Genomic DNA, 20206 nt, shown 5'->3' on the forward strand with positions numbered 1-20206 from the left:
CAAACCGATACGCGAATGACCTCCTTATTTAGCGCAACTAAAAAATGGCTCCCAATTAGATCCGGAAACCATTCCCTTATTTCATTCAAAATTATTCAATCGTCAAATGATCATCCGTAAAATCTGTTGAAACATCTAGCACTTCACATGCCTTTTGGTACATCCGAACAGTCATATCCGGATCTCCCGCTTCTAATCGTGAAATAACAAGCGGTGATAAATCTGATTTTAGACCTAAATCTAACTGCGACCATTTTTTCTTCACGCGTTTCGCAAAAATAAATTGACCCAAGCGCGCCGAAAAGCTATCTAAATAATGAACAATCGCCTCATTCTGCCATGCCAGCTCTTTCAACGATTCAAATTCATAATCATCCTTACCAATACTCAATCTAGCCTCAGCACGACGAAGGAAAATTCGCTTCACTTCTTCACGATAAGCGGCCATTTTATCATTGAATGGATTGCGATCCTTGAAATAACCTTTTACAAAACAATAGTATGTTTCTGTATCCGAAAAAGCAGTAAAATAGAGCATCCGACAATTTTTATCTTTAAAATGGACTTTCATTTCCTCAATCGGTTGGTCAATCGATGTTTCAATTTTGTTCGTCTGTAGTGAGTACGATTGATTTTTACCGATTGTTAAATGAACTTCTGGTAACACTTGTCTTCCCGTTGTTAATTTTCTCGTTTCCGCTTTCTCTAACTGCATCAGGCCTTGCAATAAAAGGGTCGACATTAAAGGTTTTTCTTGAATTAAACTGTGCAGGAAATCATATGCTTGAAATTCATCTTGTTCATCTCTTACAAAAATTATTTTCGCCATATTATTCGCAGTAACACCTCACGAGTGCACCGCTTCCCTCCTCTATCTATCGGTATATCTTCATTGTATAGGTTTTCATGAAAAATTGCACCTTACTTGCGCGACCTAATCATAATTCTTCTTTTTGCCTACATGAAAAAAAACAGACATCCTTTTTTGGAAATCTGTTTTGATTACATTATTTAGCTTTTTGTTTTGGAATTTGAATCGTAATTTGATAATAATCATCAGACTCTTCTTCTTCCATCTGTAAATCCATTCCATTATCTTTTACCATTGTAATCGACTGTTTGATTGTGTTTACCGCAATCCTAACATCACGGCTAATTGCTTGGCGCTTTGGTTTCGTTTTTTTAGGCTTAGATTCAGGCTCAGCAATTAAAGCCTGAATTTGTTGCTCTGTTTCTTTCACGTTCCACTTATTTTCGATTATTTTTGCTAAAATATCTAGTTGTTGCTCTTCTATTTCTAATACGAGCAAAGAACGACCGTGACGCTCTGATATTTGCTTATCTAAAACTGCTTTTTGCGCTGCTTCTGGTAATTTCAGCAGTCGTAATTTATTCGCAATTGCAGACTGGCTTTTGCCGACACGTTGCGCTAATGCTTCTTGTGTGACTTCTTGCATGTCTAACAAACTCTGATACGCCTTCGCTTCCTCAATCGGCGTCAGCTCTTCGCGTTGCAGGTTTTCAATCAAAGCAATTGCTGCAACTTCATCATCCGTTAAGCTCTGAACAATGGCTGGAATCGTGTCCCACTCTAACGAAGAAACTGCACGAAACCGACGCTCACCAGCAATAATTTCGAATTTTTCGGGTTCATATTCGCGCACAACAATCGGTTGAATTACACCGTGAATCCGGATTGTTCTGGCTAATTCTTCAATTTTGGACGAATCAAAAACCGTTCTGGGCTGATAGCGATTCGGAATGATGGATGCGACAGGAAGTTCTACGATTTGTTGCACGAATTCCTCCACGGTTTCTTCCGTTTCAATCTCAATATATTCCTTATCTTTCTTTCCGAATAAGCGCGAAAAAGGCATTCTTAAACCATCCCTTCTAAAATTAAGCCTGCTGTCAATAGTTTCAAGCGTGAGTAGCATCACACTTTATACACTGTCCATTTTAGCAGAAAATTGCTGATAAATACATGCTTTTCATTCAATTGGCTGTTTATTAGGCGTACCAGCTTTACGAGGATACTTATTTGGCGTCTCTTTCACTTTTTCAATCAAGTATAGATTGCGCTCACTCTCTTCAATTGGCAATGAAAACGCGTAATGATTTTTCACTTTTCCGCCAAGCGTTGCGATTGCTTTCGCGCCAATTTTCAACTCCTGCTCTGCCTGCATCCCTTTCATCGCTAAGAAAAAACCACCCTTTTTGACTAGCGGTAAACAAAGCTCCGTTAGTACACTCATTCTTGCTACTGCGCGTGCCGTCACTAAATCAAAGCTACCACGAAACGCTTTATTTTGGCCAAATTCTTCCGCTCTTGCATGGTGAAAGTGAACATTCTCCAAATTCAATTCAGTTGCAAGCGCACCTAAAAAAGTCATCCGTTTTTGCAAAGAATCAACAATCGTAACGTCCAAATCAGGGAAACAAATCTTGATTGGAATACTTGGAAAACCTGCACCTGCACCAACATCACAAATCGTTCCTACATCTTTGAAATCAACATAAAAAGCTGCAGAAATCGAGTCATAAAAGTGCTTTAAATAAACTTCATCACGCTCTGTAATAGCAGTTAAATTCATTTTTTCATTCCACTCTACAAGCATCGTAAAATACTTATTAAACTGTTCCATTTGCGTATCTGATAACTCGATTCCTTTTTGCAATAACTGTTCTCTAAACTGTTCTGGATTCACGTTTTACCCTCACTTCGTCTTTGCGATTTTGCCTTGCTCTATATATACTAACAGAATGGAAATATCTGCCGGATTCACACCTGAAATGCGGCTAGCTTGCGCGATAGAAAGCGGTTGGATTTTCTTTAATTTCTCCAAAGCTTCCGTTGCCAAGCTACCAATCGCATCATAATCTATGTTTTCAGGAATTTTCTTGCCTTCCATACGCTTCATTTTTTCCACTTGGCCTAATGATTTCTCAATGTAACCTTCATATTTAATCTGAATTTCGACCTGCTCCTCAATATCCGCGGTCAGTGATGTTTCACGTGGAACAATTTCCATCAAAATATCATACGTAATCTCCGGACGACGTAAGAAATCGGCAGCTAAAACGCCATCTTTGAGCTCTGTGCTACCCATATCGATTAGCATTTTCTGAACAGCCGCAGTTGGCTTGATTCGAGTTGTTTTCAATCGTTGTTTTTCAGCCTCAATTGCTTCACGTTTTGCCACAAAGCGGGCATAACGCTCATCGCTAATCAAACCAATTTCATGACCAATTTCAGTCAAACGCAAATCTGCATTATCATGGCGCAACAACAAACGATACTCAGCTCGAGAAGTAAGCAATCTGTAAGGCTCATCTGTCCCTTTAGTCACGAGATCATCAATCAAAACACCTATATAACCTTGATCGCGTCCCAAAACAATCGGCTCTTTTCCAGAAGCACGACGCGCTGCATTAATTCCAGCCATTAATCCTTGACCAGCTGCTTCTTCATACCCACTTGTACCATTCAATTGACCCGCTGTATACAAGTTCTCAATGCGCTTCGTTTCAAGTGATGGCCACAATTGCTCTGGCATCACTGCATCATATTCAATCGCATAACCAACACGCATCATTTCGACATTTTCAAGACCAGGAATCGTTGACAACATCTCGCGCTGCACATCTTCTGGTAAACTTGTCGACAAACCTTGTACGTAAACTTCTTCCGTGTTACGCCCCTCAGGCTCTAAGAAAATTTGATGACGTGGCTTATCACTAAAACGTACAATCTTATCCTCAATCGATGGACAATAACGCGCACCAGTACCCTTTTTAGTTGCAGTAAACATCGGTGAGCGATGCAAATTTTTCTCAATAATTTGGTGTGTTCCCTCATTTGTATACGTCAGCCAACATGGTAACTGATCCATAATGAAATCCACTGTTTCATAACTAAAAGCACGCGGAACATCATCACCAGGCTGCTCTTCCGTTTTCGAATAATCAATCGAACTCGATTTCACACGCGGTGGCGTACCTGTTTTAAAACGACGTAGTTCAAAACCTAATTCCTCCAAATGCTCAGAAAGCTTGATAGAAGGCTGCTGGTTGTTCGGACCACTAGAATAGCGCAACTCTCCCACAATAATCTCGCCACGCGAAAATGTCCCTGTTGTCAGTACAACCGTTTTCGCATAATAAATCGCGCCACTATTCGTAATAACCCCTTTACAAACACCATCCTCAATGACAAGACGATCTACTAAACCTTGGCGTAGCGTGATATTTTCTTCTTTTTCAATCGTATGCTTCATTTCGTGTTGATAATCCCATTTATCCGATTGCGCCCGCAAAGCACGAACCGCAGGACCTTTCCCAGTGTTTAGCATTCGCATTTGAATATGCGTTTTATCTGTATTTCGACCCATTTCACCGCCAAGAGCATCGATTTCGCGCACAACAACGCCTTTTGCTGGTCCGCCAACAGAAGGATTACATGGCATGAAAGCCACCATATCTAAATTAATCGTTAACATCAATGTTTTTGCGCCAATTCGACCACTCGCAAGGCCCGCTTCCACGCCCGCATGTCCCGCACCAACCACAATAACATCGTAGTGTCCCGCATCATAAGTTTGCATAATCTAACACATCACTTTCCTAAACAAAATTGATTAAATAACTGATCCAATAACTCATCTTGAACCGATTCACCGATAATTTCACCAAGCAAATCCCAAGCTCTCGTCATATCAATCTGAACAATATCCACTGGCATTCCAGCTTCCACACCATCAATAACTGCCTCAATAGCTCCAATTGCCTCATGCAAAAGCGCAATATGACGTACGTTTGAAACATATGTCGCATCCCCAGCATCAATTTCACCCGCAAAAAACAAATCCTTAATCGCAATTTCAAGCTGCGTAATTCCCGCATCATTCACAAGCGACGTCTCAACGACCGGATTATTTCCAGCAAGCTCCCGAACCCTTGCTACATCAATATTTTGCACCAAATCTGTTTTATTCAAAACAACCACAAAATTATGTCCCGTTACCGCCTCAAATAAAGCTTCGTCTTCCACACTGAGCGGCTCATTCTGATTCAAAACTAGCAAGATAAAATCTGCTTCCTGCAAAGCTTTGCGAGATCGCTCCACGCCAATTTTTTCAACAATATCTTCTGTTTCGCGAATTCCTGCCGTATCAATCAGACATAGCGGCACCCCGCGCACATTCACATATTCTTCAATAATATCACGAGTCGTCCCCGCAATATCCGTCACGATCGCCTTCTCCTCCTGAATAAGCTGATTCAAAAGCGACGATTTCCCAACGTTCGGCCGACCAATAATCGCCGTCGCCAGTCCCTCACGCAAAATTTTTCCTTGTTGTGCTGTCAATAGTAATTGTTCCACAGAAGCCCGTACCAATTGCGCTTTTTCCACCAGCATCCGCTGTGTCATCTCTTCTACATCGTCATACTCAGGATAATCTATATTCACTTCAACCTGCGCCAAAGCATCTAAAATTTCCTGTCTCAAATTACGAATTAAACGCGACAAACTACCATCCATCTGCTGCAGCGCAACACCCATCGCCCGGTCCGTCTTTGCACGAATCAAATCCATGACTGCCTCCGCTTGTGATAAATCAATTCGCCCATTCAAAAAAGCCCGCTTCGTAAACTCTCCTGGTTCCGCCAATTTTGCTCCATGTCTAAGCAATAATTGCAACACACGGTTCACAGAAACAATCCCACCGTGCGCATTAATCTCAACCACATCTTCTCTAGTAAATGTCCGCGGTGCACGCATTACGGTAGCCATAACTTCCTCGACTGTCTCTCCTGTACTTGGATCTACAATATGTCCATAATGTATTGTATGACTCTCCATCTCATTCAGTGGTTTTTGCGCACAAAAAATGCGATCCGCAACTTGAATCGCCTCATCACCGCTCAAACGAATAATAGCTATGGCTCCCTCGCCCGGCGGTGTTGAGATTGCAGCAATTGTATCAAATTCCATTCTTTACCCTCACCTTCCTAGGAAAAATCAGCTCACAAAAAAGTCCGATTTCCTACTCGAATAAATTTTGGCACATGACCTGTGCATATCATCAACATTTGCTCCGCTTTCACCAAAGCTAATAATGATTGGTTATATAATTATTCAAAAAAGTTATCCACATATCTAGATTTTCAATAGTTTAAAAATATCTCATCCCTTATTTTAACTTATCCACATGTGAATAACAATAGTTTCATCCGAATTTATTTAGTTATCCACACAAAAAAGGACAATAAGCTTATTATCAAACTTATTGTCCCATTCTATTATTCTTCTGTTTCATCCATTTCTAGATTTTCGCTAGATGCATCTTCATCTGGAGCAGCTATTGCACCATCAGCGGATTCTTCATCCACAAATTCTTCCTCTTCTTCTTTCGGCACTTTTGCAACTGTCGCAACAAATTCATCTTCATCTAAACGAATCAGTTTAACTCCCATCGCGCTACGGCCTGTTTGAGAAATATCACCAACCGAGAACCTAATCAAAACGCCGCCAATTGTCATCAGCATCAAGTCCTCTTCACCAGTGACGGTTTTAAGAGCGACCAGATTTCCGTTTTTCTCCGTGATATTAATCGTTTTCACGCCCATACCGCCACGGTTACGAAGCGGATACTGAGTAGCTAACGTTTGCTTCCCATAGCCATTCTCCGTTACGACAAGGACCTTCTCATCATCTTCAAGGATTTCCATACCAACAACCTCATCCTCTTCACGAAGGCGAATACCACGCACACCAGCCGCTGTACGACCCATGACACGAATATCAGTCTCCTCAAAGTAAATCGATTGTCCAAATTTCGTTCCAATAATGATTTTCTTGCTACCATCTGTCATCTGCACAGAAATTAATTCATCATTTTCACGAAGTTCTACAGCACGCAAACCACTTTGGCGAATCTTTGCGAATTGCGTCAACGTACTACGCTTCACAACGCCAAGCTTTGTTGTAAAGAACAGATACTGATCATCTGTGAACTCGCGTAAATTAATCACGGCATTCACTTTTTCCTGGCTTTCAATACCAAGCAAATTAATAATAGGAATCCCTTTTGCAGTTCGGCTATACTCAGGAATTTCATATCCTTTCGCTCGGTAAACTTTCCCAGTATTCGTAAAGAACAGTAACGTATCATGCGTGCTAGTAGCAACTAGATGTTCTACAAAATCATCTTCGTGCGTACCCATTCCTTGCACACCACGGCCACCACGGCGCTGGCTACGATAAGTTGAAAGCGGCAGACGCTTAATATAACCTTTATTCGTAAGCGTAATCGCAACTTCTTCTTCCGGAATCAAATCCTCATCTTCCAAACTTACCAAATCGCCTGCTAAAATTTCCGTGCGACGTTTGTCAGCATATTTCTCTTTAATCTCTGTTAATTCCTCACGAATAATTTCTAAAATACGCTCATCATTTCCTAAAATCTCTTTTAGATCCGTAATCAGAGCCATCAAAGCATTAAATTCATCCTCAATTTTATCACGTTCCAAGCCAGTTAAACGCTGCAAGCGCATATCAAGAATTGCTTGTGCTTGCTTATCAGAAAGGTTAAATTGAGTCATCAACCCTTCCTTGGCAACATCCGCTGTTTTCGAAGCGCGGATCAATGTGATTACCGCATCAATGTTATCAAGCGCAATTCGCAAACCTTCCAAAATATGAGCACGAGCTTCAGCTTTTCGTAATTCAAATTCCGTACGACGACGAATAACGATTTTTTGATGCTCTAAATAATGGTATAAAATTTCTTTTAAATTCAGCACTTTTGGATGATTCTCAACAAGTGCAAGCATATTAATTCCAAAAGTCGTCTGCAGAGCTGTCATTTTATACAAGTTATTAATAATAACACTGGCACTTACATCACGGCGAACCTCAATAACCATACGCATACCAGTACGATCCGACTCATCATTTGCAGAAGTAATACCATCAATTTTCTTCTCACGCGCCAGTTCAGCAATACGCTCTAACAAACGTGCTTTATTAACTTGATACGGTAACTCCGTAATAACAATCGTTTCTTTCCCATTGCTCTTTGTCTCAATCTCTACACGAGCTCGAAGCGTAATAGAACCTCGTCCAGTCTCATAAGCACGACGAATTCCCGAACGTCCCATAATCATTCCAGCAGTAGGAAAATCTGGACCAGGAATATGCTCCATCAGCTCACGAATTTCGATATCAGGATTGTGACTCAGTGCAAGAACACCATCAATAACCTCACCGAGATGATGCGTTGGAATATTTGTTGCCATCCCAACTGCGATACCAGATGAACCGTTGACAAGCAAATTAGGAAAACGAGCCGGTAAAATATTAGGCTCCCGTTCCGAACCATCATAGTTATCCACATAATCAATCGTATCTTTATTAATATCACGCAAAAGTTCCATCGAAATCTTAGACATTCTGGCCTCAGTATAACGCATCGCAGCTGCCATATCTCCATCTACAGATCCAAAGTTACCATGTCCATCAACAAGCATATTTCGGTAACTAAAATCTTGCGCCATCCGAACCATCGTAAAGTAAACTGCCGTATCACCATGAGGATGATACTTACCGATAACTTCCCCAACAATACGTGCAGACTTCTTATAAGCCTTATCAGATGTCATCCCAAGATCATTCATCGCATACAAAATACGACGATGTACAGGTTTCAAGCCATCTCTAACATCCGGAAGAGCACGAGCCACAATAACACTCATTGCATAATCTAGAAAAGAAGTACGCATCTCTTTATTCAAATTGATTTCCGTCACTCTTGACTCTGGTGTTTCTGACATTTTTCAAGAAACCTCCTTCAAATTACAACACATATGATATGTATTCCCCAAAATATTTCCCGGGAAATATTATTTATTAAATTCTCTTGACCTTCAGGTTCCCCGACTTGAAACAGGAAACCTAAGCGCACCAGCAAATGCTTAGATGCTAGGCAAAGGCGAGTACCGGAGCGGAATGTACGACTTGTACATGAGCACCGGAACAGAGCCTTTAACAACGCAGATGAGCGTTTGCTGGTGCACTGAGCGAGTTAGACATCGAGGTTTTTAACGTATTGCGCATTATCTTCAATGAACTTACGACGTGGTTCTACGTTATCGCCCATAAGTGTTTCAAACGTCTCATCCGCCGCAATCGCATCATCAATATTCACTTGAAGCAATGTACGATGCTCAGGATTCATTGTCGTATCCCATAACTGTTCAGGGTTCATCTCCCCCAAACCTTTATAACGCTGAATACTATATTTTGTGTCAGCTTCTAACGTTGCCAAATAATCGTCTAATTGATTATCGCTATAAACATACTCCTGCGTTTTACCATGCTTAATCTGATAAAGCGGTGGCTGTGCGATATAAATATATCCAGCATCTACCAATGGACGCATATAACGATAAAATAACGTCAGCAATAATGTCCGGATATGTGCACCATCAACATCCGCATCGGTCATAATAATTAACTTATGATAACGTGCCTTCGCAACATCAAAATCGCCACCAAAACCAGTTCCCATTGCAGTGAAAATAGTCCGGATCTCTTCATTGGCCAAAATTTTGTCCAAACGTGCTTTTTCAACGTTTAAAATTTTACCACGAATTGGAAGAATTGCTTGGAATAGTCGATCACGACCTTGTTTAGCCGAGCCACCGGCAGAGTCACCCTCTACGATATAAAGTTCGCTAATAGCAGGGTTTCTTGATGAACAATCGGCCAATTTACCAGGAAGGCTCGAAATTTCTAGTCCGCTAGATTTACGCGCCACCTCACGTGCGCGTTTTGCTGCAAGACGCGCACGACTCGCTACAACGCCTTTGTCTACAATTTTTCTAGCAACTGTAGGGTTTTCCATTAGGAACTTATCTAAAGCCGCTGCAAACAGTTTATCCGTGATTGTACGTGCCTCAGAATTTCCTAGCTTCGTTTTCGTTTGTCCTTCAAATTGCGGATCAGGATGCTTAATCGAAATAATCGCTGTTAAGCCTTCACGCACATCTTCACCAGACAGGTTATCATCACTGTCTTTAAATAATTTATTCCGTCGCGCATAGTCATTTATAACACGTGTCAAAGCGGTTTTAAAACCTGATTCATGCGTCCCACCTTCATACGTGTGGATATTATTCGCGAACGAGATAATATTACTAGAAAAACCAGTATTATATTGCATCGAAACTTCAACCATGACGCCATCACGTTCACCTTCAATGTAAATAGGATCCTCATGAATGACCTCTTTAGAACGGTTTAAATGCTCCACATAAGACTTAATTCCGCCTTCATAATGATATTCTTGGCGTTGTTCTTCCCCATTGCGCTTATCTTCAATCGAGATTTGCAAACCACGATTCAAGAAAGCTAGCTCTCTTGTACGCGTTCTGAGCGTTTCATACTCAAAATCCGTTGTTTCTTTAAAAATCTCTGGATCCGGCGTAAAATGAACAATTGTCCCGCGATAATCAGATTCACCGCGTTCTTCCAAGTCCATCACAACATCGCCACGCTCAAAACGTTGATAATACTGTGTACCATCACGGTGAACCTGCACTTCTAGGCTTGTTGATAAAGCATTAACAACAGAGGCACCTACACCGTGCAAACCACCAGAAACTTTGTACCCGCCACCGCCAAACTTACCACCGGCATGCAGTACCGTAAAAATAACCTCTACAGTTGGGCGTCCAACTTTTTCATTAATTCCGGTTGGGATTCCGCGACCGTTATCGCGAACCGTGATACTATTATCCTTTTCAATTGTAATCTCAATTTCCGTACAGAATCCAGCCAAAGCTTCATCAATACTATTGTCTACAATTTCCCAAACTAAGTGATGCAAACCTCGTTGACTCGTAGAACCAATGTACATACCCGGTCTTTTACGAACAGCCTCTAAACCTTCCAAGACTTGAATCTGATCATCACTATACTCATCCGCATTTCCTTGCACATTCGTTATATTTTCCTCAGACATCTAATATTCCACCGCGCTTTCTTATCCGTTTACAAAACTATATTTTGATACTATTTCTTCGTTACCATCCCTTTTTCCACCCAAAATGTTGTCGCATCGTTCAGCGTCACATGATCGATACCATCGATGCTCGTTGTGGTTACAAACGTTTGCACCTTGCCTTGAATCGCTGCCAACAAATGGGACTGCCTGAAATCATCCAACTCACTAAGAACATCATCCAACAACAAAATCGGATATTCACCCGTCTCCTCAAAAATCAAATCAATTTCCGCAAGCTTCACGGAAAGCGCTGTAGTTCTCTGTTGGCCCTGTGAACCAAACACCTGTACATTTTGATCATTGACATAAAAGAAGAGATCATCTCGATGCGGGCCTATCAGCGTGACACCTCGATCAATTTCTCTTTGGGCGATGGATTCCATTTTTTTATATAAATTCGCTTGCCATTCTGCTGTATCCGAACCCTCAAGTTCTACAGATGGCTTATATTCCAATTTCAAATGCTCCAACTCACGCGAAATTTCAAAGTGGATTGGAACTGCGAATTGTTCCAACCTTTTGACAAAATCTGCTCGACGTTTCGTCAATTTCACCGCAACTTCGATAAATTGTTCGGTTAAAATTTGCCACATAGTTGAATCGTGTTTGCGCTTGATTTGTGCTTGCTTCAAAAAATGATTGCGTTGTTGCAAAATACGCTGATACTGACTCAAATCATGTAAGTAAACCGGCTGCATTTGGCCGATTTCCATATTGATAAAACGTCTTCTCACACCCGGCGCACCTTTTACAAGTGATAAATCCTCAGGTGCGAACATGACCACATTCAAATTCCCGACATATTGGCTTAGCTTCTTCTGTTCTAAATGGTTAACCTTAGCTTTCTTGCCTTTTTGTGTCAGTGTTAGCTCTAGTGGAACTGATTGCCCATGTTTTTCAACGCGTCCTTCGATTTTTGCAGATTCAGCGTCCCAACTTATAAAATCCTTATCATTAGTCGTCCGATGTGATTTCGCAACAGCAAGTAATAAAATTGATTCCAAAAGATTAGTCTTACCTTGCGCATTTTCGCCTAAAAAAACATTGACCTTGTTATCAAATGTCAATTCCTGTTCTTTGTAATTACGAAATTGGCGCAATACTAGATTCTCTAAATGCATATAATCCCTTATCCTTCTTTAATCAGCCTTGTTGAATCTGGACTTTCCCTTCACCAGGAACTAAGACTACATCACCGTTTCGTAACTTACGACCGCGACGATTATCCTCTTCTCCGTTTATATACACCATATTCTCGCTTAAATACGCCTTCGCCATGCCACCGCTTGAGATAACATCCATCATTTGGAGTAACTGTCCAAGTGTAATAAATTCAGTATTAATTTTAATACTTTCCGCCATTTTTTTCACGCCCAATCTGAATAAGACCTATTCCTCTATTTTACTAGAAAATCGACCAGAATACAACGAAATTATTTATATATGCGTTTTTTAGCCGATTTAAATAAAACTAATAGGGGGATATTATTTTGGCTTATAAATAAATATGGGGCTTCTCAGTGGGTTTTTGTTCTTAAAGCATAAAACTTCTCTGTTTTCCTTTTTCCATCCAGCATCTTTAAATCCAATCGACATAAATAGATTTTTCGAAACTTCATCTTCTGAAGATACTGCAACCTTAACTTCAATGCTCTCTGGATTTTTCACAAATACAAAATCAACCAATTGCTCAATTGCACGGCGACCTAAACCTTGATGCTGATAGTCTTTATCTATCGCAAAACCCGAAATCCAGTGGTTATCCTTCGACCCCTCCTCGAAGGTGTATAAAATAAAGCCGACCAATTCCTTCTCTGAGTAAATACCATAAGGATTATATACCAGCTTTGAATCATCGGGTTCATCCGCAATTCGCATCAATGAATCCGCTACAGAATCAACAAACGCCTTTTGTTCTCGAAAAACACTAATCTCTGAGGCCTTTTCCCACATATCAAAAGGCAACTTTCTAATAATCATCTATTCTACTCCTTTATTTTTACTCTCTACTTCCCATTCTACTATAGTTCCTTCGTGATAACAGCTTTTCGCATCCATCGACCTGATTTATAACGCCATAATCCAAGCATCGTCGCACTAACCCAAGCCGCCGGTGTTGCCCACCATAAGCCCATGTAACCCAAAAATTGCGACAAAATAAAACCAATCGCAAGTCGAGCCAGCAATTCAAAAATCCCCATCCAAAGTGGAACAAGCGCATCACCGGTTCCTCGCAAGGTCTCACGTACAACAAACAAAATCCCAACGACAACGTAAAATAGCGATACAATTTTTAAATAACCGGTTCCGATTGATAGCGCTTCAGTTGCCGAGCTATCCAAAAACAGTGTTAAAAATTGATGTGCAAATAGCTGTACTAATACAGTAATTCCTAAGCTGACAATTGTCACTACTTTTATCCCAGACCAAAAGCCTTGTTTAACACGATCAATTTTTCCAGCCCCCATATTTTGACCTGCAAACATTGAAGAAGCGGCACCAAACGCAATCCCTGGTTGGTAAGTGAGTGAATCAATCCTGCTTGCAGCTGTATACGCAGCAACCACTGTCGCGCCAAAACTATTGATTAGCCCTTGAATCGCCATATTCCCGATTGAAATAAAGGAACCTTGTAATGCGGAAGGAAAGGCAATTCGAAAAATTTCTTTAAAAATCATGCGATCAAAATGAATATCACTTTTTTTCAAACGCATATATGGAATTTTACGATAGCTATAAATAATCCAGAGAATCGCGGAAACAAGCTGACTAACAACAGTAGCCCAAGCTGCACCAGCAACCCCCATATTAAAACCAACAACAAAAAGAAAACTTAACGCAATATTAAGTAATGAAGAGATAATAAGAAAATAAAGCGGTGTAATCGAGTTTCCAAAAGCCCGTAAAATCGCCGCAACTCCGTTATAAACACCAGTTGGCAGTATTCCAATAAATAGAATTGTTACAAAAAGCAAAGAATCATTCACAATTTCCGTGGGGGTTCCTAAAAGCAACAACAATGGCTTTGCAAGTAAAATCCCGATAACCGTCAAAGCAATCGACACTGAAACAATCATAATGCTAGCTGTTGCCAGTACTCGTTTTAACCGCTTAAAATCTTGAAAACCAAAATATTGGGCAACAACGACTGAAACACCCGTCATCAAGCCAATTACAAGCGATAAAAAAAAGAAATTAAGTGCGTTTGTCGCTCCAACAGCAGCAAGAGCATTTACACCAACAAATTTTCCGACAATCATCGCATCTACCATCACATAAAACTGCTGAAACAAATTCCCAAGTAACATCGGCATTGCAAAATAAAAAATAGTTTTCGTCGGATTACCGATAGTCATATCTTTAATCATTCTCTGGCGCCCCCTTGATATGTATTAAAAACACAAAACCCGCCCAATTTTCACTGAGCAGGCATAATTATTATTTTTAGTACGTACGAACTGGTGTAATCAGTTGTAAAATTTCATTTGGATTTTCTGCATCTTTAGGGCGTAATACGAATGGACGCATCGTTCCAGAGAAAGAAATTTGAATATCTGCACCATCAAAAGCACGCAATGCATCCATCATATATTTCCCATTAAACGAAATCTTTAATTCCTCACCAGTAAAGCTTTGACTGAAAACTTTCTCAGAAACATTCCCGACCTCAGGCGAATTAGAAGAAACTTCAACCTGACCGTTTTCTAAAGTCATTAATTTAATCACATTATTGCGGTTTTCGCGAGCGAGCAAGGAAGCACGATCGATTGCTTGTAAAAATGATTTCGCGTTAATAACAAGGTCCGATTTTGTTTCAGTCGGAATAAGACGCGAAGTATCAGGATAACTGCCCTCCAAAAGACGAGAATAAAACAGTAAATCTTTTAGTTTGAATAAAATTTGATTGTTAGCAAGCACCATCTCAAGCGAGTCTGTGCCTTCATCGAGGATTTTATTCAATTCAGATAAACTTTTTCCAGGAATAACAATATTATATTCCTCGTCAATTTCTGTAGTTAATGGAATCTCACGCAAAGCTAATCGATGACTATCCGTTGCTACAGCTGTAAGTACGTTATTTTTTATTATCCAATTCACACCAGTTAAAACGGGACGAACTTCAATAGCTGATACCGCAAAAACAGTTTGTCTAATAATATTTTTAAGCACAGAAATTGGGATTTGAATACTTTTTCCCGCTGTGACTTCTGGTAATTTAGGATATTCTGCTGGATCAAGTCCAATCAGGTTAAACGATGCTTGCCCCGAACGAATATTGGTTTGATAATTCGTTGTCACTTCAAGTTCTACACTATCATCAGGTAAACGACGAACGATATCACTGAAATAATTAGCTTGTAAAACAATGCCACCAAAACTCTCAACTTCCACTAAGATCTCATCATTTTCAATTAGTGGTATAAAAGCTTCAATCGAAATATCTGAATCACTACCAGTTAATGTAACGCCTTCATCATTCACAGTGATTTTAATCCCCGTTAAAATTGGAATCGTGGTTCTTGAAGAAATAGCACGCGTCACTTCATTTACCGCTTGAACAAGGCGATTGCGCTGAATTATAAATTTCATGAGAATTCCCCCATTTTTAGTTTCTTTTTCTAAGTATAACATTATATCAAAATATGTTTAATTAATTAATAAAAAATCGTAGTAATAGTAATAGGGCTTGTGGATTTGTGGATAAGTATATGAAAGTCCATCTCCCGCAAAGTTTTCCACATGTTGATAACTTGTTAATAAGTATGTTCCAGTTATCCACACTATGCACAATTTATAAAATATGAAGGATACGCTATTTCGGCTCCTTAAAATATAATTTGAAGAGCCTAATATACCGTTTTTAAAATAAACTTTGAGGTTTTCGCAAGTTTTTCTCAATTTCAGCTAAATCATTTTTCAGATTTTGGTCTGTTTTCAATAATTGGGAGATTTTTTCGTGCGCATGAATTACTGTTGTATGATCACGGCCACCAAACTCTTCTCCAATTTTCGGTAGGGACGCATCGGTCAACTCTCGAGAAAGGTACATAGCGATTTGTCTAGGATACGCAATACTTTTTGTTCGTTTTTTTGCTTTGAAATCCTCTAAACGAACGTGATAATACTCGCCGACAGCTTCCTGAATATCTGGAATCCGAATAACATGAGATTGTGAATTTGGAATAATTTCTTTCAAAGCTTCCGCGGCCAGATTTGCATTAATATCCTTATTTACAAGCGATGAATAAGCAACAACACGAATAAGTGCGCCCTCAAGCTCCCTAATATTAGAGTCAATCTGATTAGCAATATAAAGCATTACTTCATTCGGAATATCCAGACCATCTGCTTTGGCTTTTTTACGCAAAATAGCAATCCGTGTCTCTAAATCAGGTGGGGTAATATCTGTAATGAGCCCCCACTCAAAGCGCGAGCGTAAGCGATCTTCAAGTGTTGGAATCTCTTTTGGTGGACGATCACTAGAAATAATAATCTGCTTTTGCTCATCATAAAGCGTATTAAACGTATGGAAAAACTCTTCCTGTGTTCCTTCTTTACCAGCTAAAAATTGAATATCATCAATAAGAAGTACATCTACATTACGGTATTTATTACGAAATTCTTCTGCTTTATTTTCTCGAATAGAGTTAATGAACTCATTTGTAAACTTCTCACTAGAAAGATACATAACTTTGGCGTTTGTTTTATGTTCTAAAACATAGTGACCAATAGCATGCATTAAATGCGTTTTTCCAAGACCAACACCACCGTAAATAAAGAGTGGGTTATAGGCTTTTGCGGGTGCTTCGGCTACTGCAAGTGAGGCTGCATGGGCAAAACGGTTGCCAGATCCGATAACAAAAGTATCAAAAACATAGCGTGGATTTAGCATATGTTTGGAATTTGCTTCATCCAAATCTTCATCTAAATTTCGAGGTTTTGGTGGAATGTAATTATCAAATACCTCATCTTGCTCGCCATCGATAAATCGTACATCAAAATTCTCTCCTGTAATCTCTTGCAAAATATTTGCGATAAACTGAGAATAACTCTTTTCAAGCCAGTCACGAACAAAATTGTTAGGTGCTGTTACAATAAATGTACTACCTTCAAGTGAGTGAGCAGTGGTAGATTTCATCCAAGTATCATAGCTTGGTTTACTCATATTTTGTTTTACGATACGCAAGGTTTCTTTCCATATATCTTCCATTGTTTGCACTATGTTCCCCCCTTTTCATTAAACATAAAAGTTATCCACAGATGGATGAAGCCGTGGATAAAGTTATACAGGGGTTGTTTAGAAGTTATCCACAAAGTAAATCTTGACTGTGGATAAATAATGTTATCCCCAAATAAATTTCTATTCGACAATTGATATAATATCAGAAAAACATCACAATCGCAAGGGATTTCAAATTCTATCCACAAACTTATGAAGATGTTGAGAAAAGATGTCCACAAGATATGGGCATGTGTATAACTTGTGAACTAGGACTGAATAAAAAATTTAGGAAAAAAAGTTATCCACAAGAGGTTGAGGATAACTTTTGTGAATTGTGAATAACTTTTAATCTAATTAGAGAGTTATCCACAGTAAAAATGTTAATTTACTGAGATTTTACTATATTTTTATAATTATCCACATGTTAATAGCGGAATGAGGCTTTGAAAAAATTTAAAAATAGCTATATCTCTATTTGAAAATATGGTATTATGGAAGATGGAGTTTTTATATTCTACTTTGTTTTGTAGTATCATTGACAAATCGGATATATTTCTGTACAATGTCTAAGACTGTCTATACGATTAAATTTGTAATAGACCCTTATTTTAGGAGGTGTAATTAAATGAAAAGAACGTACCAACCAAGTAAACGTAAAAGAAAGAAAGTACATGGTTTCCGTCAACGTATGAGTTCTAAAAACGGACGTAGAGTTTTAGCTAGTCGTCGCCGTAAAGGAAGAAAAGTTTTATCTGCGTAGACCACTGAAAAAGACTCAGTGGTTTTTTTTAATTTCAGCAGAGTAAACCGTTAATCTATCAGTCTTTTTTTGCTATAGGAAATCCTGATAGATTAACTGGGGTGCACGTTTAGTTAAAGATAATCTGATTAGAAGATGGAGATTTTATGAAAAAAGCATATCGCATTAAAAAAGATGATGAGTTTCAACGCGTATTTAAAAAAGGAAAATCATTTGCAAATCGCCAATTTGTCGTTTACATATTTAAAAGGGAAGACTTGGCGCATTTTCGAATCGGGCTTTCTGTGAGTAAAAAAATTGGAAACGCTGTCGTACGAAATCGTATTAAACGGTGTGTAAGGCAATCCTTTCACGAACTGAATGAGCAAATTGTTCAGGGGAATGACTATATTATTATCGCCAGAAAACCGGCGGCCAATATGGATTTTCATGAAATTAAAAAAAGTTTGATGCATGTTTTGAAACTATCAAGAGTTTTGAAACAGGTACAGAAAAAGTAATTTCATGAGAAAAATACAGGCGGAGAGTGGAGGTAGCACTATTTGAAGAAAAAAATGAGTTTTAAGAAGAAGTTGCTCTTAGCGGGGCTATTGATGGGACTGTTAGCAGTTTTAGCGGGATGTGGTATTTCAACAGATCCAATCACATCGGAATCATCAGGATTTTGGAGTCATTACATTGTTTATCCGTTATCACAAGTAATCATTTGGTTTGCGGAACTATTTGGTGGTAACTATGCAATGGGGATTATCATGACAACTGTTGTGATTAGACTATTAATCATGCCACTTATGATCAAACAACTGAAGAGTCAAAAAGCAATGACGGCGATGCAACCACAAATTAAAGAGTTGCAAGAAAAATACAAATCAAAAGATAACGAAACAAAACAGAAATTACAGCAAGAAACGATGCGTTTATACCAAGAAAATAATGCGAATCCAATGATGGGTTGTTTGCCATTACTGATTCAAATGCCAATTTTACTTGGGTTCTATCAAGCAATTAGCCGGACAGCTCAAATCAAGACACAAGATTTTCTATGGATGACACTCGGTGACAAAGATCCGTACTTCATTTTGCCAATTTTAGCGGCACTAACGACATTTGTTTCTTCCAAATTGTCGATGATGGGCCAAACACAACAAAATAAATCAATGAATATGATTATCTATTTTATGCCATTAATGATCCTTTTTGCAGGTATCAGCTTACCATCAGCGCTAGCACTTTACTGGGTTGTCGGAAATATATTTACGATTTTCCAAACGATGATAATCAACAACCCGTTTAAGGCTAAACGCGAGGCTGAGGCATTGGAAGAAGCTAAGAAGGAAGAAGAAAGATTGAAAAAGAAAGCAGCAACAATGTCTGCATCTAAAAAGGGAGGTAAGAAAAGAAAGTGAGAGATATAACTGCGCAAGGCCAAACCGTTGAAGAAGCAATTCAAAACGCGTTGAAGGACTTAGGCACAACGCGGGAAAAAGTAGACGTGGAAATCATAGATGCTGGTAAAAAAGGTATTTTCGGAATTGGTTCTAGACTCGCGATGGTTAAGGTCATCGAGAAACATAATCAAATCGAAACCGCTGTCCAGTACGTGAAAGATGTGGCTACAAAAATGGGAGCGGAAGTATCCGTCGATGTCTCTGAAAAAGGTAAGGAAGTCAGTATTCAAGTGTCAGGAAACAATTTAGGCTTGCTAATTGGAAAACATGGTCAAACGCTAAACGCACTGCAATATTTGACACAACTAATCGCTAATAAAGATACGACCCAATTCAAAAATGTTGTCGTAAATATCGGTGATTACCGGGAACGTCGTGATGAAACACTGACTTTATTGGCTAAAAAAATGGCAGATAAAACAGTGAAGACGCACCGAGTTGTTCATTTGGAGCCAATGCCTTCGTTTGAACGAAAAACAATTCATGCTATTTTAAGCGAAGACAAACGTGTGGAAACACATTCTGAAGGTCGCGAACCGTATCGTTATATTGTAATTAAGCCTGTAAAAGGTTGACAAGAAGAGGATGGGACAAAAGTTGATCTACAAATCAACGGATGTTCCATCCTCTTTATATGTATATAGAAATAAGTACACAAAAATAGCACACTTTGTTAAAATTAAAGTACCAACCAAAACCCAACAAA

17 protein-coding genes are annotated in these 20206 nt (G+C 39.3%); 4 read left to right on the forward strand and 13 right to left on the reverse strand.

Annotated features, from left to right (window positions below):
* Positions 1 to 91: 91 nt before the first annotated feature.
* The 13 genes from R8925_RS05765 to dnaA form a co-directional block, all read right to left on the reverse strand.
* Positions 92 to 829, reverse strand: a complete 738-nt coding sequence (locus tag R8925_RS05765) for a helix-turn-helix domain-containing protein (protein WP_430534956.1) — start codon at positions 827 to 829, stop codon at positions 92 to 94.
* Positions 830 to 1007: 178 nt separating this feature from the next.
* Positions 1008 to 1877: a nucleoid occlusion protein gene (noc, locus tag R8925_RS05770; RefSeq protein WP_430534957.1), complete on the reverse strand. Its 870-nt coding sequence runs from the start codon at positions 1875 to 1877 to the stop codon at positions 1008 to 1010.
* Positions 1878 to 1991: 114 nt separating this feature from the next.
* Positions 1992 to 2708: a 16S rRNA (guanine(527)-N(7))-methyltransferase RsmG gene (rsmG, locus tag R8925_RS05775; protein ID WP_430534958.1), complete on the reverse strand. Its 717-nt coding sequence runs from the start codon at positions 2706 to 2708 to the stop codon at positions 1992 to 1994.
* Between the two features lie 9 nt (positions 2709 to 2717).
* Positions 2718 to 4604, reverse strand: coding sequence for a tRNA uridine-5-carboxymethylaminomethyl(34) synthesis enzyme MnmG (mnmG, locus tag R8925_RS05780; RefSeq protein ID WP_430534959.1), 1887 nt, complete (start codon positions 4602 to 4604; stop codon positions 2718 to 2720).
* A gap of 11 nt (positions 4605 to 4615) precedes the next feature.
* A complete protein-coding gene (gene mnmE / locus R8925_RS05785; protein ID WP_430534960.1) occupies positions 4616 to 5995 on the reverse strand; it encodes a tRNA uridine-5-carboxymethylaminomethyl(34) synthesis GTPase MnmE in 1380 nt (459 codons plus the stop codon).
* Between the two features lie 308 nt (positions 5996 to 6303).
* Positions 6304 to 8835, reverse strand: a complete 2532-nt coding sequence (gyrA, locus tag R8925_RS05790) for a DNA gyrase subunit A (protein WP_430534961.1) — start codon at positions 8833 to 8835, stop codon at positions 6304 to 6306.
* 251 nt (positions 8836 to 9086) lie between these two features.
* Positions 9087 to 11027, reverse strand: a complete 1941-nt coding sequence (gene gyrB, locus R8925_RS05795) for a DNA topoisomerase (ATP-hydrolyzing) subunit B (RefSeq protein WP_430534962.1) — start codon at positions 11025 to 11027, stop codon at positions 9087 to 9089.
* Positions 11028 to 11077: 50 nt separating this feature from the next.
* Positions 11078 to 12190, reverse strand: coding sequence for a DNA replication/repair protein RecF (recF, locus tag R8925_RS05800; RefSeq protein WP_430534963.1), 1113 nt, complete (start codon positions 12188 to 12190; stop codon positions 11078 to 11080).
* A 22-nt stretch (positions 12191 to 12212) separates the two neighbouring features.
* Positions 12213 to 12431, reverse strand: a complete 219-nt coding sequence (yaaA, locus tag R8925_RS05805) for a S4 domain-containing protein YaaA (RefSeq protein ID WP_430534964.1) — start codon at positions 12429 to 12431, stop codon at positions 12213 to 12215.
* Positions 12432 to 12554: 123 nt separating this feature from the next.
* Positions 12555 to 13049 (reverse strand): GNAT family N-acetyltransferase, encoded by a 495-nt coding sequence (locus R8925_RS05810; RefSeq protein WP_430534965.1) that lies wholly within the window; start codon positions 13047 to 13049, stop codon positions 12555 to 12557.
* Positions 13050 to 13090: 41 nt separating this feature from the next.
* Positions 13091 to 14437 carry an MATE family efflux transporter gene (locus tag R8925_RS05815; protein ID WP_430534966.1) on the reverse strand — a complete coding sequence of 449 codons (1347 nt, stop codon included), beginning with the start codon at positions 14435 to 14437 and terminating at the stop codon, positions 13091 to 13093.
* A 76-nt stretch (positions 14438 to 14513) separates the two neighbouring features.
* Entirely contained in the window at positions 14514 to 15659 is a 1146-nt protein-coding gene (gene dnaN / locus R8925_RS05820; protein WP_430534967.1) for a DNA polymerase III subunit beta, read from the reverse strand.
* Positions 15660 to 15930: 271 nt separating this feature from the next.
* Positions 15931 to 17289, reverse strand: a complete 1359-nt coding sequence (gene dnaA, locus R8925_RS05825; RefSeq protein ID WP_036071303.1) for a chromosomal replication initiator protein DnaA — start codon at positions 17287 to 17289, stop codon at positions 15931 to 15933.
* 628 nt (positions 17290 to 17917) lie between these two features.
* On the opposite strand from dnaA, the gene rpmH reads away from it, so the two are divergent.
* The 4 genes from rpmH to jag all read left to right on the forward strand — a co-directional run bounded on the left by rpmH (position 17918) and on the right by jag (position 20075).
* Positions 17918 to 18052: a 50S ribosomal protein L34 gene (rpmH, locus tag R8925_RS05830; RefSeq protein ID WP_036084822.1), complete on the forward strand. Its 135-nt coding sequence runs from the start codon at positions 17918 to 17920 to the stop codon at positions 18050 to 18052.
* A 146-nt stretch (positions 18053 to 18198) separates the two neighbouring features.
* Positions 18199 to 18552, forward strand: a complete 354-nt coding sequence (gene rnpA, locus R8925_RS05835; RefSeq protein ID WP_430534968.1) for a ribonuclease P protein component — start codon at positions 18199 to 18201, stop codon at positions 18550 to 18552.
* A 42-nt stretch (positions 18553 to 18594) separates the two neighbouring features.
* The gene (gene yidC, locus R8925_RS05840; protein WP_430534969.1) at positions 18595 to 19458 is read left to right on the forward strand and encodes a membrane protein insertase YidC; all 864 of its coding nucleotides are present in this window, start codon (positions 18595 to 18597) and stop codon (positions 19456 to 19458) included.
* Positions 19455 to 20075: an RNA-binding cell elongation regulator Jag/EloR gene (gene jag, locus R8925_RS05845; RefSeq protein WP_430534970.1), complete on the forward strand. Its 621-nt coding sequence runs from the start codon at positions 19455 to 19457 to the stop codon at positions 20073 to 20075. Before yidC ends, jag begins: the two co-directional genes overlap by 4 nt.
* Positions 20076 to 20206: the final 131 nt, after the last annotated feature.

It is taken from the genome of Listeria rocourtiae subsp. hofi (genome assembly GCF_963575615.1).
Taxonomy (GTDB): domain Bacteria; phylum Bacillota; class Bacilli; order Lactobacillales; family Listeriaceae; genus Listeria_A; species Listeria_A hofi.